At 71.7% G+C, this 14,154-nt stretch carries 14 protein-coding genes and 1 pseudogene; 6 read left to right on the top strand and 9 right to left on the bottom strand.

Annotated elements, in window-relative coordinates; all coding sequences use genetic code 11:
- A partial coding sequence (locus KUM44_RS31075) for a maltotransferase domain-containing protein (RefSeq protein WP_217213078.1) occupies positions 1 to 704 on the bottom strand: 704 nt, incomplete at its 3' end.
- Positions 705 to 797: 93 nt separating this feature from the next.
- Entirely contained in the window at positions 798 to 1,103 is a 306-nt protein-coding gene (locus KUM44_RS31070) for a DUF5133 domain-containing protein (RefSeq protein WP_217213077.1), read from the bottom strand.
- Positions 1,104 to 1,399: 296 nt separating this feature from the next.
- Between KUM44_RS31070 and KUM44_RS31065 the strand changes: the two genes are divergently transcribed.
- Positions 1,400 to 1,912, top strand: a complete 513-nt coding sequence (locus KUM44_RS31065) for a pep a2 (RefSeq protein ID WP_217213076.1) — start codon at positions 1,400 to 1,402, stop codon at positions 1,910 to 1,912.
- Positions 1,909 to 4,053 carry a glycogen debranching protein GlgX gene (gene glgX, locus KUM44_RS31060; protein WP_217213075.1) on the top strand — a complete coding sequence of 715 codons (2,145 nt, stop codon included), beginning with the start codon at positions 1,909 to 1,911 and terminating at the stop codon, positions 4,051 to 4,053. Before KUM44_RS31065 ends, glgX begins: the two co-directional genes overlap by 4 nt.
- An 83-nt stretch (positions 4,054 to 4,136) precedes the next feature.
- Here glgX and KUM44_RS31055 read toward each other — a convergent pair whose 3' ends face one another.
- Complete coding sequence (locus KUM44_RS31055; RefSeq protein ID WP_217213074.1) at positions 4,137 to 4,940, bottom strand: VOC family protein; 804 nt, start codon at positions 4,938 to 4,940, stop codon at positions 4,137 to 4,139.
- A 171-nt stretch (positions 4,941 to 5,111) separates the two neighbouring features.
- On the opposite strand from KUM44_RS31055, the gene KUM44_RS31050 reads away from it, so the two are divergent.
- Positions 5,112 to 5,444: an ANTAR domain-containing protein gene (locus KUM44_RS31050; RefSeq protein WP_217213073.1), complete on the top strand. Its 333-nt coding sequence runs from the start codon at positions 5,112 to 5,114 to the stop codon at positions 5,442 to 5,444.
- A 1-nt stretch (position 5,445) separates the two neighbouring features.
- Here KUM44_RS31050 and KUM44_RS31045 read toward each other — a convergent pair whose 3' ends face one another.
- Positions 5,446 to 6,234, bottom strand: a complete 789-nt coding sequence (locus KUM44_RS31045; protein WP_217213072.1) for an RNA polymerase sigma factor SigF — start codon at positions 6,232 to 6,234, stop codon at positions 5,446 to 5,448.
- Between the two features lie 227 nt (positions 6,235 to 6,461).
- Here KUM44_RS31045 and KUM44_RS45960 point away from each other — a divergent pair.
- Positions 6,462 to 6,799, top strand: a pseudogene (locus KUM44_RS45960) (multidrug ABC transporter permease); the annotation flags it as partial.
- Positions 6,800 to 7,088: 289 nt separating this feature from the next.
- On the top strand, positions 7,089 to 7,610 hold the full coding sequence (locus KUM44_RS31040) for a hypothetical protein (RefSeq protein ID WP_217213071.1): 522 nt from the start codon (positions 7,089 to 7,091) through the stop codon (positions 7,608 to 7,610).
- A 124-nt stretch (positions 7,611 to 7,734) separates the two neighbouring features.
- Here KUM44_RS31040 and hemC read toward each other — a convergent pair whose 3' ends face one another.
- Both hemC and KUM44_RS31030 read right to left on the bottom strand, forming a co-directional pair.
- Positions 7,735 to 8,670 (bottom strand): hydroxymethylbilane synthase, encoded by a 936-nt coding sequence (gene hemC, locus KUM44_RS31035; protein ID WP_217213070.1) that lies wholly within the window; start codon positions 8,668 to 8,670, stop codon positions 7,735 to 7,737.
- Positions 8,671 to 8,687: 17 nt separating this feature from the next.
- Complete coding sequence (locus KUM44_RS31030) at positions 8,688 to 9,905, bottom strand: MFS transporter (protein WP_217213069.1); 1,218 nt, start codon at positions 9,903 to 9,905, stop codon at positions 8,688 to 8,690.
- 106 nt (positions 9,906 to 10,011) lie between these two features.
- Between KUM44_RS31030 and KUM44_RS31025 the strand changes: the two genes are divergently transcribed.
- Positions 10,012 to 11,025, top strand: a complete 1,014-nt coding sequence (locus KUM44_RS31025) for a DUF5937 family protein (protein WP_217213068.1) — start codon at positions 10,012 to 10,014, stop codon at positions 11,023 to 11,025.
- On the opposite strand, the gene KUM44_RS31020 is transcribed toward KUM44_RS31025, so the two are convergent.
- The 3 genes from KUM44_RS31020 to ligD all read right to left on the bottom strand — a co-directional run bounded on the left by KUM44_RS31020 (position 11,006) and on the right by ligD (position 14,105).
- Positions 11,006 to 12,067, bottom strand: coding sequence for a questin oxidase family protein (locus KUM44_RS31020; protein ID WP_217213067.1), 1,062 nt, complete (start codon positions 12,065 to 12,067; stop codon positions 11,006 to 11,008). The genes KUM44_RS31025 and KUM44_RS31020 overlap by 20 nt on opposite strands.
- A 101-nt stretch (positions 12,068 to 12,168) precedes the next feature.
- Positions 12,169 to 12,945 (bottom strand): NPP1 family protein, encoded by a 777-nt coding sequence (locus tag KUM44_RS31015; protein WP_217213066.1) that lies wholly within the window; start codon positions 12,943 to 12,945, stop codon positions 12,169 to 12,171.
- A gap of 149 nt (positions 12,946 to 13,094) precedes the next feature.
- On the bottom strand, positions 13,095 to 14,105 hold the full coding sequence (gene ligD / locus KUM44_RS31010) for a non-homologous end-joining DNA ligase (RefSeq protein ID WP_217213065.1): 1,011 nt from the start codon (positions 14,103 to 14,105) through the stop codon (positions 13,095 to 13,097).
- Positions 14,106 to 14,154: the final 49 nt, after the last annotated feature.

Genomic DNA, 14,154 nt, shown 5'->3' with positions numbered 1-14,154 from the left:
CGGCGTTCGGCGGTGCGGAAGGTGCCGTGGGGCTGCTGCGGGGTGCCCTCGGAGCGGGGGAAGAACTCGTACCAGGAGCCGTACAGCGCCCGCTCGCGTTCCACCAGCAGCGGCAGCGGGTCCGAAGCCGTCACCAGGTCCCGCAGCGGATACCGGCCCAGCACCGCGTCGACGTTCGTCGCGAAGGCCGCCGCGAGCCGTGACTCGGGCGGGAGCGAGTCGTCTCGCAACGCGTCCGCGGCGGCCTGCACGGTCGCGCGCTGTGCGTCGTCGGGCACACCGGCCGCGGCCCGTTCGTACAGTTCGCCGCCCGTCTCCAGGACCAGCCCGACGTCGATTCCGGCCGGGATCTTGATCTGGGCGTGGTGCCGCCAGGTGGCCACCGGGTCGCTCCAGGCCTCCACATGGAACGTCCAGCGGCCCACCTTCGCCGGGGTCACCTTGGCGCCCCAGCGGTCGCTGCCCGGGGAGAGTTCGTGCATCGGCGTCCACGGGCCGGGACGGCCGTCCGGGTCGGTCAGCACGACATTGGCGGCCACGGCGTCATGGCCCTCGCGGAACACGGTGGCGGTGACCTCGAAGGTCTCTCCCGCGACGGCCTTCGCCGGATGCCTGCCGCACTCCACGGCCGGCTTCACGTCCCGTACCGGGATGCGGCCGATGGTCCCGGTGCCCGCACCGGTCCTGCTCTTGGTCCTGCCCATGGTTCACCTCCACCGTGCTCGAGGCCGGGCACAAGGCCCGGCCGGGAATCCAACCTGTGCCGGAAAGCGGCCACCTCCTGTGCCGGAAGGCGGCTACCTCCCCGCGTGGAAACTCGACCGCCGCGTCCCGGGTGGACCCCGTCGCGCGGAGATGCCCGCCGTGCGGGGCCGTTCGTCCTGCTCACGGAGATAGGCGGCCGCGGTGATGCGCAGATAGCGTTCGGCGGCGTTCGCGGCCTCGCGTGCGCAGCGCTTTCCCATCAGCACACAGAGGGTGTAGCCGGCGTCCTCGAAGGTGGCGCGGACCGTGAGGTCGGCCGGGGCCGCGAGCATGGCGCGCTCCCAGGCCCTGTATCGCCGCAGATGCCGGGCGACCTCGGCTTTTGCCGGTAGCAGCATGGCGCCGTTCACCTTCCGGGCTCGATGACACGTCTCCCGACCGTCGGGCGGAGACCCGTGCGCGCACACGCACGGGTTCCGTTACGGGCATCGTGGTCTTCACACATGGTGCACGCTCGGCGACGCAGCGTCCTGTTGGATCTTCAACTACCTCAGGGATGTGCTCCTGTTGCACGAATGGCGTACCGCCCCCACCCTGGAGTGACTCAGAAGCGATCAGCGCTCACGCTCCGTATCGGGGCCCGTCCCGCAGGGGCGAGGAGGGCGGGAGCTTTCGCGGTGAGGAGGTAACGACGGTGAAGACCGCAGTGCCCTGCTACTACCACCTAGACGTGGAAGTCAGCCCCGAACGGGTGGGGCAGGTCAGCCGAATTCTGGCCGCTCACCTCAGGTACTGGGACCTGGAGACGCTTGTCGAGCCCGTCTGCCACAGCACGGAGATGCTGCTGCGGGCCATCGACGAGCACGCGACGGACAAGAACACCTCGATCGAGATGTGGTGGAACCGTCACCACCTCATCACCGCCATCGGCGACAACGACCGCGCCCTGCGCCCGGACCACGAACTGCGCGACTGCCTCCAGCGTCTGGCCGCCATCAGCGACGGCTGGGGCTGCTGCGCCACGGAGACCGGCAGTAAGGTCATCTGGTTCTCGCAGCGCGCCCGCGCCGGCGAACGAGCCCCGCTGGTGCCCGCGGCGCCTTCGCCCAACCTGCGCGAGGCGCTCCAGGTGCCCCGCGAGGTACCCGTCACGGCCATCGCCGACGCCGCGGGCACCCGGGACGACGTGCTGGAGGAGGCCCGGTGACGGCGCGAAAGCGCGACAAAGGGGTGCTCGCGTGGAGCGGGCACCCCTACCCGTTGGGAGCGGCCTTCGACGGACAGGGCACCAACTTCGCCCTGTTCAGCGAGGTCGCCGAACGCGTCGAACTGGTCCTGGTCGACGACAAGGGCCGGCACACCACCGTTCCGCTCACCGAGGTCGACGGGTTCGTCTGGCACGGCTATCTGCGCGGCGTCGGCCCGGGGCAGCGCTACGGCTACCGGGTGCACGGTCCCTGGGACCCGGGCCTCGGCCACCGGTGCAATCCGGCGAAGCTGCTGCTCGACCCGTACAGCCGAGCCGTGGACGGTCAGGTGGACAACCACGCCTCCCTCTTCGAGCGCACCCCGGGCGCCCCTGCCCCGGCCGACAGCGCCGGGCACACCATGCTCGGCGTGGTCACCGAGCCGTACTTCGACTGGGGCGGCGACCGCCCACCCAGACGGCCGTACGCCGACACCGTCATCTACGAGACGCACGTCCGCGGCCTCACCCGCACCCACCCCGACGTCCCGCCGGAACTGCGCGGCACCTACGCCGGACTCGCGCACCCCGCGGTCGTCGAGCACCTCACCGCCCTCGGTGTGACGGCCGTCGAGCTGATGCCGGTGCACCAGTACGTCCAGGACGGAGTGCTGCTCGACCGGGGCCTGTCCAACTACTGGGGCTACAACACGATCGGCTTCTTCGCACCGCACAACGCATACGCCGCCCACGGCACCCGCGGCCAGCAGGTCAACGAGTTCAAGTCGATGGTGAAGGCGCTGCACGCGGCCGGCCTCGAAGTGATCCTGGACGTCGTCTACAACCACACCGCCGAGGGCAACGAGCGCGGCCCGACCCTCTCCTTCCGCGGCATCGACAACGCCTCGTACTACCGCCTGGTGGACGGCGACTGGGCGCACTACTACGACACCACCGGTACCGGCAACAGCCTGCTCATGCGCCACCCGTACGTCCTTCAGCTGATCATGGACTCGCTGCGCTACTGGGTCACCGAGATGCACGTCGACGGTTTCCGCTTCGACCTCGCGGCCACGCTGGCCCGGCAGTTCCACGAGGTGGACCGCCTCTCGGCGTTCTTCGACCTGATCCAGCAGGACCCGGTGATCAGCCGCGTCAAGCTGATCGCCGAGCCGTGGGACGTCGGCGAGGGCGGCTACCAGGTGGGCAACTTCCCGCCGCTGTGGTCGGAGTGGAACGGCAAGTACCGGGACGCCGTACGGGACTTCTGGCGCGGTGAGCCCGGTTCGCTCGGCGAGTTCGCCTCCCGGCTGACCGGCTCCTCCGACCTGTACGCCCACAGCCGGCGCCGCCCGCGTGCCAGCGTCAACTTCGTCACCGCGCACGACGGTTTCACCCTGCGCGACCTCGTCTCGTACAACGACAAGCACAACGAGGCCAACGGCGAGAACAACCGGGACGGCGAGAGCCACAACCGGTCCTGGAACTGCGGCGCCGAGGGTGACACCCGCGACCCCGCCGTGCTCGCGCTGCGCGCCCGACAGCAGCGCAACTTCCTGGCCACACTCCTGCTGTCGCAGGGCATCCCCATGCTCGGCCACGGCGACGAACTCGGCCGCACCCAGCACGGCAACAACAACGCCTACTGCCAGGACAACGACGTCTCCTGGATCGACTGGAGACTCACAGACGAGCAGCGCGCACTCGCCGACTTCACCCGCTATGTCATCGGGCTGCGCGCTGCTCACCCCGTCCTGCGCCGCCGCCGCTTCTTCCAGGGCGAGACCCCGACCCACCCCGACCAGCCCCTGCCCGACCTGGTCTGGCTCCTGCCCGAGGGTCGCGAGATGACCGACGAGGACTGGCAGCGCCCCGATGCCCACTCCGTAGCCGCCTTCCTCAACGGCGACGCCATCGCCGAACCCGACTCCTGCGGGCAGCCCCTGGTCGACGACTCCTTCCTGCTCCTGCTCAACGCCTACTGGGAGCCGATGGAGTTCCGCCTACCGGACAGCACGTTCGGCGAACGCTGGACGCCACTGATCAACACGGCCGACCCCCAGGGCCCTCCCGACGAGTCGGAGTACAAGGCATCAACCGCGGTCCTGGTGGAACGCCGCAGCCTACGCCTCCTCTCAAGACCCTCACGACAACGCCCTTAAGGGGCGCGAGGAACGGCGCGACCAGCCACGACGCAGCCGCAGACGACTGACGACCCCGCGCGGCCCCCCCGTAGTCGCACCCCCTACCGCCCCCGCCGCGACGTCACAGTGAACTGCGCCCCGTCAGGATCCCGCAGCACAGCCTCGTCACTCCCCTTGGACAACACACTCCCCCCGTGCAACTCCGCCGCCCGAGCACACCCGGCCACGTCCGCGACAGCGAAGTGCACCTGCCAGTGCGGCCGAATCGTCGGGTCCGGCGCAGCCTCCAACGCCCCGGACTCGATCCGCGCCACCACGTCACCCCCGCTGCGCAGCACGACCTCACCCCCCTCGTACCGCACCTCGCAGCACCCCGGCCGCTCGGTGGCCCAGTCGAGAACCTCGCCGTAGAACATCGCGGCGTCGAAGGCGTCACGCGTGTGCAGCCGGATGAACGTCGGCGCGGCACGCCGCCAGGTCTCCCAGTTGGAGATGAGCTCGCCCTCCCACACCCCGAAGGTCGCCCCGTCCCGGTCGGCCAGCAGAGCCGCCCGCCCGGGCGGCAGCGACAGCGGCCCGACCGCCGCCGTACCGCCGCGCTCCTGGACCCGGGCCACGGCCTCGTCGGCGCTGGGCACGGCGAAGTAGGGGGTCCAGGCCACGGCCATCTGCCACATCGAGGCGACCGCACCGATCCCGGCCACCGGCACGCTCTGCGCCAGCGCGATCCGGAACCGGTCGCCCAGCTTGGCCGGCCGCCAGCGCCAGCCCAGCACCGCCGTGTAGAACTCCTGGGTGGCCTCGAGATCGCGGCTGGTCAGGCTCACCCAGCAGGGTGCGCCGAACACGGAGTGTGTGGACACGACCTCGGCCGTGCTCCGGGGGGTTCTCGCATCGTGATTCATGGCAGTCGCGTCCTGGTCTCGCCCGACCGGCCGGCCACCGGTCTGCTCCCAGTGTCCAGCCGGATCCGCTCCGGGGCCTGTCGAGTACCCCCGGCGTGGCGCCGAAACGGTCGTGGTCCCGGGCCGTCCGCTTCACTGGCACGCGGCCGTCGCAGCGGCGAGGATGGAGGCGTGGCACACACACCCCACGAACCCGCCGACGGGAGCGACCGGATCCTCGAACTCGAGGAGGAGGTCGAGCAGCTCAAGGAGGCGATTGTCTCGCACGCCGTCGTGGACCAGGCGATCGGGATGGTCGTGGCACTCGGCCGGGTGTCGCCCGACCAGGGGTGGGCCGTGCTGAAGGACGTCTCCCAGCACACGAACATCAAGCTCCGCCAGGTGGCCCAACTAATCCTCACCTGGGGCCGGGACGGGCGGATGCCGCCCGAGATCCGCGTCGAACTCGAGGACGCCCTCGAACGTCACGGTCCGACGCAGATTCCGGGATCGGCTCAGGAATGAGTCAGTGGACCTCGGCGAGCATCTCCTCACGCAGATGCGCGAAGCACCCGCTCAGCAGCCGGGAGACATGCATCTGCGAGATGCCGAGCTGCTGCGCGATCCGGCTCTGGGTCATCCCGCCGAAGAAGCGGAGGTAGAGGATGGTCCGCTCCCGCTCCGGGAGTCGTTGCAGACACGGCTTGACGGTGACGCGGTCGACGACCACGTCGTACGCCGGATCCGGGCCGCCGATCGCGTCCCCGAGCGCGTAGCCGTCGGTGCCGGGCATCTCGGCCTCCAACGACAGTGCGGAGAAACACTCGAGGGCTTCCATCCCGGTGCGGACCTCCGCCTCGCTCAGATGCGCGTGCTCGGCGATCTCGGAAACGGTGGGCGGGCGGCCCGGCGTCAGTTGCGACAGCTCCTTTGCGGAGCTGCGCACCCGGTTGCGCAGGTCCTGGACCCGGCGCGGCACGTGCAGCGTCCACATGTGGTCGCGGAAGTGCCGCTTGATCTCACCGGTGATGGTCGGCACCGCGTACGCCTCGAAGGCGTGGCCGCGTGCCGGGTCGTAGTGGTCGACGGCCTTCACCAGTCCCAGGGCGGCCACCTGGTACAGGTCCTCGAGGGACTCGCCACGACCCTTGAACCGGACGGCGATCCGCTCGGCCATGGGCAGCCAGGCCTGGATCAGTTCGTCCTTGAGGGCCTTGCGTTCCGGCCCGTCGGGGAGCCCCACGAGCCGGTCGAAGGCTTCGGCGGTGTCCGGGGCGTCGTCGTGGGAGTGCTTCGTTCTGGTGGTGGCACTCATTCGTGCGCACCTCCCTCAGCAGGTGCCGAATGGACAGACACCGTGGGAGGCGCGGATTCGGAACACGCGGAGGACACCTCCGCGTCGGCCGGTCGGTCGGCTCCCACGGACGTGCCTCCTGTCCGAAGCACATATGACTCAATTCCCCCCGTAAGAGGTATCCGAAACAAAATTCGTGAATGCGACTACCTGTGACAGGGGTGTGACTCGGCGTCGGCCGCAGCGGCATCGACCTGCTGCTGCGGCCCCCGGGCCCCGTGCCGGATGGCGGCTGCTGCCAGCCCGCGTGGTGGCCATGGGCGCCCTCGAACTCCAGAAGCTGCGCCCACGACCGGACCGAGCTCTACACCCGCGCGGGAACGCGACGCCGGCATCCTCAACCAGCTGCTGGTCACCCTCACCCCGCGCTCGGCCCTGATCGCCGGCAAGGCGTTCGCGGCCAGAAGTCCCTGGTCCAGGCGGTCGTCGTGATCCTCGTCGCCGCGGTGCCCGGCGCCGCGCTGACCTGGTGCTGAAGCGGCTCGGCGTCGCCGGGGTCGTCGTCCTCGGCTCGGTCTTCTCCTCGACGCGCCCCGCCACCTCGCGCTCGACTTCGCCGTCCTGCTCGTGGCCGCCGTGCTCGGTATAGCCGCGGCCTCCTTGCTGCTGGTCCGGCCGGCTCGCTGATCTTGCTGAGGAACGTGATGTGCGGCACGTAGGTGAATCCGGTGCGCACACCAGTAAGCGGATTCTTCCTGCCCACGGCTTGATCGGTGATCAAGGGGGCGAATGGGCTGGCCACAGCGCATTCTGCTCATTTGACAGTGCGCTCAGCGCAAAGATAGGAAGCAGCTCTCTGGGTCGAGAGGTGGATTGTGTACGAGCCGAACGTGGTCGGGGACTGGCGCGAGTACGACGAGCATGCCGGTCTGCGTGTCCGCGTCCACCGTCTGGAAGCCGCCGAGCCGCCGCGCGGACGGGACGAGGCCGCCGAGGGGCTGACGTACTTCCGGGTCCGGGTCACCGTCGAGAACCGCGGCGAGCGGCACTTCGGCATCCATCTCGAGGACGGCCAGATCGATGTGCGGATCGGCCGCGACGGCGAGGCGGCGTTCATCGACTGGCGCAACTCGCAGTTCATCGAGGGCTTCGACGTCCACCCGCTGCGCCGGGCCACCGCCGTCATGTACGCGGCCGGCCCGGAGGCGAGCCTGAGCCAGGTCGACGTCCAGATCCAGCTGCGCGTCGAGGAGGAGTGGACCGACCGGCGGCTGTGGACCGGCGGCCTCGGCCTCCAGGAGCCCTCCGTCGGCCCCCACGCCACCACCCTGCGGGACGGCCTCGCCCTCCAGGTGAGCAACTTCCTGCGGGACCAGGCCGAAGAGGGCACCGCCTGACGCGCGAGCGAAAGGGAAGGGGCGCGGGGCTGTGTCGATAGGCGGCTTCCGCCGCGTGGGCGCGACCAGCCACGACGGCACCGCAGACGATCGACGGCACATCGCGGCACTCTGAGCGGAGCGCTCAGTGCGGGATGCCGTCGATGATCTCCCGGGCGCCCTGACGCAGCAGCGCGACCGCCACCGACGTACCGAGGGTCGCCGGGTCCAGCCGGCCCGCCCACTCGTGGGCGTTGAGCCGCGTCTTGCCGTCCGGGGTGAACACACACGCCCGCAGGGACAGCTCGCCGCTGCGGTCCACGCGCGCGTACCCGGCGATCGGGCTGTTGCAGTGCCCCTGGAGGACGTGCAGGAACATGCGCTCGGCGGTGGCCTCCCGGTAGGTGTCCGGGTCGCCCAGGCCGCTGATCGCGTCGATGAGCTCGGTGTCGCCCTCGCGGCACTGGAGCGCGAGGATGCCCGCGCCGATCGGCGGCGTCATCACCTCGGGGGAGAGGACCTCGCTGATCACGTCAGGGCGGCCGATGCGCTCCAGGCCGGCCACCGCGAGCAGCAGGGCGTCCGCCTCACCGGCCGCGAGCTTCTCCAGCCGCCGGTTGGCGTTGCCCCGGAACGGCACGCACTCCAGGTGCGGGTGGGTGGCGGCCAGCTGGGCGACCCGGCGCACCGACGAGGTGCCGATCCGGGTCCCGGCCGGCAGCTCGTCCAGCCTCAGGCCGCCGGGGTGGATCAGGGCGTCCCGGATGTCGTCGCGCTTCAGGAACGCGGCGAACGTCGTCCCCGCGGGCAGCGGGCGGTCGGCGGGAACGTCCTTGACACAGTGCACGGCGAGATCCGCCTCGCCCGCCAGCAGCGCGGCGTCCACCTCCTTGGTGAACGCCCCCTTGCCCTCGACCTGGGACAGATCGCCCATCCACTTGTCACCGGTCGTCTTCACCGGCACGACCTCGGTACGCACTCCGGGATGCAGGGCCGCCAACTCGGCGCGGACACGCTCCACTTGGGCGAGCGCCATGGGCGAGTCGCGGGAGACGATACGGATCAGTTCAGGCACGGACATGCGGCCACGATAGACCGTCAGAGCCCCGCGCCCGCACGGTACCTCCCGATTCCCGCCCCGCCCCCGGAGCCCACCCGCACGGGCCAGGTCAGCACCACCAGCGCCCCCGCCGTGAGCAGCCCCCCGACCAGGAACGTCCCGCGCACCCCCACCACGGGCAGCAACACGCCCCCGAGCAGCGCACCGACGGCGATCCCCACGTTGTACGCGGCCGAGTTGGCCGCCAGCGCGGTCTCCGTACGACCCGGCGCCACCTGGAGCACCTGGGTCTGCGTCGCCATGAAGGCGGTCGAGACCGCCCCGCCCAGCAGCATGACCAGCCCGACGGTCGCCGCCGGGACGTGGCCCATCGCGTAGAGGCCGAGCAGCGCCACGGCCTGGGCCGCCACCGGCACGGTCAGCGTGGCACGCGGGAAGCGGTCCAGGAGCGGCCCGGCCACCGTGACCCCGGCCAGCGCCGCCCCGCCGAACGCCAGCAGCACGGCACTCACGGCGTCCGCGCGAAAGCCGCTCACCTCGTCGAGGAAGGCGACGACGTAGGTGAACCCGGCGAAGGCACCGGTCACCGACAGGGCGGTGACGGCCAGCACGACGAGGAACCGGCGCCGGTCGGGGCTCGCGCCGTACGCCGAATGACCGTCCTGCGGGCGGGACGTCGGCAGCAGGGCGCCGATCGTCACGAGCGAGACGAGAGCCAGTACGCCCAGCAGAGCGAACGGCATCCGCCAGCCCGCGTGCCCGCCCAGCCAGGTCCCCGCCGGGACACCGGCCACCGTGGCCAGGGAACCGCCGACGGACAGCAGCCCGATGATCCGCCCCCGCCGCTCGGGCGGGAACAGACCGACCGCGACCGGCCCCATCACTGCCCAGAACGACGCCTGCGCCAAGGCCGTGACCACCCGCGCCGCCAGCAGCACGCCGTACGACACCCCGCCCACCGACGACACCCAGCTGCCCACGGCGAGCAGCCCCAGCAGCCCGGCGAGCAGATACCGGCGTGGCACGGACCGGGTGACATGGGCGAGCGGCAGCGACACGACGGCCACGGTCAGGCCGTACCCGGTGACCAGGGCGCCCACGGCCGCGAGCGACACCCGCAGGTCGTCCGCCATGAGCGCGAGCAGACCGACCGGCAGGTTCTCGGTCGTGTTGAAGGTGAACGCCGCCAGCATCAACGCCGCGACGACGGCGGCACGCTGCCAGGGTGCGGGACGTGCCGGACGTACGCTGCTCATCCAACCGCCTTTCCGTGAGGGGGAGTCGGGGCAAGCGTGCGGGGCCGCGGCGGGCAGCTCTACTCTTTCGGTCCAGAACGAATCGCCGCTCACCCCGGGGGTCGCCGTGCCGCTCGCCCTGCACCTGGGCACCGACGACCTGACGCGCTGCCGGTTCGCGATCTCGCCGCTGTGCCAGACCCACGAGGCGCTGCGCATGCTCCGCCGGCCCGCCCGGCACGGCTACCACCAGGCCTGGCTGCGCCGCATGCGCGGTACGGTCGCCGGACTCGACCTGGCCTTGCTGTGGCTGTTCGTGCCGCCCGCCGGCGGCTACACCCCGGACTTCCTCGGCGCGCCGCCGCAGGAGCCGTACCCGGCCATCGAGGACGAACTGGCGCGGATGCGCGCCACCGACCCCGTTCTGGCCCACGCGGAGATGGCCCGCTCGCTCGGCTGCACCCCCGGACTCGCCGAGTCGCCCCAGGGGCGGGCCGCGCTCGACGACCCCGCCGCCACCGTCCGGCGCCTGGCCGACCTCACCGAACTGGCCTGGCACGCGCTGCTCGCCCCCGACTGGCCCCGCCACCGTGCCGTCCTGGAGGCGGACATCGAGTACCGCTCACGCCGGGCGGCGGACGCCGGTCTCGACGCGCTGCTCACCGGCCTGCACCCGGCCGTCGACTGGGCCGGGCACACCCTCACCCTGCGCGAGTACCGCGACCTCGCGGACGCCCAGCCGCCCGACGGCAGAGGCGTGCTGCTGATGCCGAGCGTGTTCGTGTGGCCGGACGTGGTCAGCGGCTTCGCCCGGCCCTGGCAGCCGACCGTCATCTACCCCGCCCGAGGCATGGGCCGCCTGCACACCGCCCCCGTGCCGCGCCCGCCGGAGGCGCTCGCCCGGCTGCTCGGCCAGCAGCGAGCCGCCGTCCTCGCCGGACTCACCGTCCCCTCCTCCACCACGGATCTCGCCCGACGCCACGGTCTGGCCCCGTCCACCGTGTCGGCCCATCTCTCGGTCCTGCGGGAGGCGGGCCTGCTTCAGTCCCGGCGGCAGGGCCACTACGTGCTGTACGGACGAACGGCCCTCGGCGACACCCTCGTCGACGCGGACGGCCACGTCAGACCAGCGGCTGGCTGAGCTCGACCGCCCGCAGCGCGGCCGCCAGAGCACGCTCGTCACCGACGTCCAGGGCCGTGTCGGCGAGCTTGATGACGTGCTCGTCGCCGTGGACGAGGGCGCGCTCCATGACCTCTTCCGGGGCGAGCCGAGCGGGCGGCGCGGGGAAGACCGGCTCCACCGGGGCGTACATCGCGGTGACGGCCGCCGACGCCGTCCACGCCGCGCGCAGGCTCGGTGCCCACAGCTCGCGCGGCAGCGCGTCCAGCGTCCGCAGCACGGCGTTGGGGGCGGTCGCCGCGTGCACCAGCATGGTCGGCTCACCGTGGCCATGGGTGGCGTAGCGGTGGGTCGCGGCACGGACGAGTTCGGTGAGACGGTCCCGCGCGGTGTCCGGGTCGGTGACGTCGTCGGCCCACACGGGCAGTCGGCGCAGGGCGCCCAGCCGGTCGCGGAATCCCAGATGCCCCGGCTCGATCGCGGGTACGGCGTCCAGGGACTCGTCGGCCGTGCGGGCGCCCGGCAGCGCGGTGAGGCCGGTGACGGGTTGGTGCCGGGCCGCCCAGTAGCCGAGTGCGTGCGCGAGTTCGGTGAGCCGCGGGGCGTTCTCGTCGGCTTCGACGGCGCGTACGGCGTGGCCGGCCCGGATGACGGTGTGCGTGGCGCCGCCGACCAGGCCGGGCAGCAGACGCGGCCACCACTCGGCGAGGACGTCCCGCCACGGGCGTTCGGCGAGGGCGCGGGAGAAATGATCGGTCCAGTCGGCTATGCGGCGCGGATCACCCAGTGCCGAGGGCCAGTTGTCGTCGGTGACGGGGGCCACGCGATCGGGGAAGTCCTCCAGCCTGTCCTGGTAGAGGTCCAGCCAGTGGTGCACCCGCTCCGCCCGGCCGTGCGCGGCGAGTGCCTCCACGACCATGGGTGCGTGGTTGGAGAGCCAGCCGTCGCGCTCCGGGCCGCAGACGTGCAGACGTTCCAGGGCTTCCTCGAGCCGTCCGCTCGTATCGCCCCTGTCGCCCCGGTGGTTCGAACCGCTCGCGTAGTTCGTGTTGCTCGTGTCCATGAGGATGACGCTAGGCGCCCGGCGGCGGGCGGGGATCGGGCGCGGGACGGAAGCCGCGGGTGTCCGGGTCCTAGGACCCGCGCCCGATGGGTGTCGCCTGGTCAGGCGTTCGGGTCGAACGCGATGCCGGACGGCTTCGCCGACGCCAGGTGGTTGGCGAAGCTGCCGTCCTTCAGGCCGAAGTTGGCGCTGCCGAAGTTGTACGCGACCAGCTTGTCGCGAACGCCCGCGGGGTAGCCGTTCCAGCCGACCAGCGGCGGGTACTGCCAGGTGCCCTCGTGGTTCTCCGGCGGCTCGTCATTGGAGCCCGCGAGACGGAAGCAGTGCGTGGAGATGCCGTCCTTGTGGTACACGATCTTCGCGTGCGTACCGTCGAACCGCACCGAGGACGCGGGGCTGATCGTGAACGAGCCGTGGTTGGACGTCGAGACGTACTGCACCGCGTTGTTCTGCACCCACACCACGACGTGCTCCCAGTCGTGCCGGTGCCCGCCGATGCTGCTGCCCGCGACCGCCTGGTCCTTCTCGAAGTACAGGCCGTACATATAGGCGCACCAGCCGTTGTTGCACTTGTAGCGCGAGTAGCCGTTGGTGTTGTCGAGGTCCGACGCGTCCCGGCAGTCGCCGCTGAGCGAGCCGGTCGGGTTGAGGCCGCCGTTGACGGTGCCGTCCGGGCCGATGGCGGGGGTGGAGTAGCAGCCGTCGGTGTCGTAGTCGAAGGCGGGCTGGTACGTCTGCTCGGCGGCCTCGGCGTTGGCGGGGAGCGCCCCGGGCGGCGCGGCGAGGGCGACGCTGGGGAAGGCCATGACGAGCGCGGCGGCACCGGTCAGACCGGTGAGCCATCTTCTGCGGTGCGTGCGGAACTTCTGTGACGACACTGCGTCTCCTCGGGGGTCCGGGCGCAGCCGAACGGCTGTGGGGGGAAAGGCAGTTCAGGATCCCCGGTTTTCACTTACGCGCCAAGAGCCACGGGCGTACCCATGGTGAAGGGCAGGGCAATAGTGAAGGGCAGGGCGAGAGTTGCCGCTCAACCTGTGTGCGGGCCTGGACCTGTGGGCCCGCTGTCGTCGGGAAGGAAGGCCGCCGAGTCCTCCGGGGCGAGGTCGGGCCTGAGGCGCAGCCAGGACGGCTGGCGCAGCATGCCGGACCGGGTGCGGACGCTGAAGCGCACCTCACCGACCAGCCGGGGCAGCACCCAGTGCGCGCCCGCGACCTGGGGTACGGGATCGAAGGGGCACACGTCGCTCGCGCAGGCCCGCAACAGTTCGGCCAGCTGCGTCCGTTCGGCCGCGCTCCAGCCGGTGCCCACACCACCCACGTACCGCAGCCGCCGCCCCGCCGTGTACTGCCCGACCAGCAGGGCGCCCGGCAGGCCGGTGAGCCGCCCCTTGCCGGGCAGCCAGCCGCCGACGATCACGTCCTCACTGAGCATGTTCCGGATCTTGATCCAGGCGCGCGAGCGCACCCCGGGCTCGTACAGCGAGTCCAGCCGCTTGCACACCAGCCCCTCCAGCCCGTGCTCGCGGGTGGCCCGCAGCGCCTCGGCGCCGTGTCCGACCAGCGCCGCCGGCGTCGACCAGTAGGGCCCTCCCAGGCCCAACTCCTCCAGCCGTCCGCGCCGCCGGGAATAGGGGGTCCTCAGGAGGGAGCGGCCCGCCAGGTGCAGTACGTCGAAGACCACCAGATGCACGGGGGCCCCGGCGGCCATCCGGGCTGCCCGGACGGGGGCGTGCGCCAGACCCATCCGCGACTGGAGCAACTGGAAGTCGGCGCGCCCCTCCTCGTCCAGCGCCAGGATCTCCCCGTCCAGGACCGCGGGCGTGGTGCCGAGCGCGTCGCCGAGCGGCCGCAGTTCGGGATAGGCGGCCGTGATGTCCTCACCGGAACGGGCGCGCAGCAGCAGGCTTCCGTCCCCTTCGAGGTAGATCACCGCGCGCTGGCCGTCCTGCTTGGTCTCGTACGCCCAGCGCGCGTCCTGTGCCGCGGGCGGCAGCGTGCCGGGCGTGGCGAGCATCGGAGGGATCAGCGGCAGGCTCACGGGTCAGTTGTCGACGCCCCGGCCGGCCCCCACGCGCCCGGGCCGCCGT

The organism is Streptomyces sp. AC550_RSS872, assembly GCF_019049285.1.
Lineage (GTDB): Bacteria > Actinomycetota > Actinomycetes > Streptomycetales > Streptomycetaceae > Streptomyces.
The sequence above is the reverse complement of the archived record's forward strand: the minus strand, read 5'-3'. Positions and strand labels throughout refer to the sequence as shown.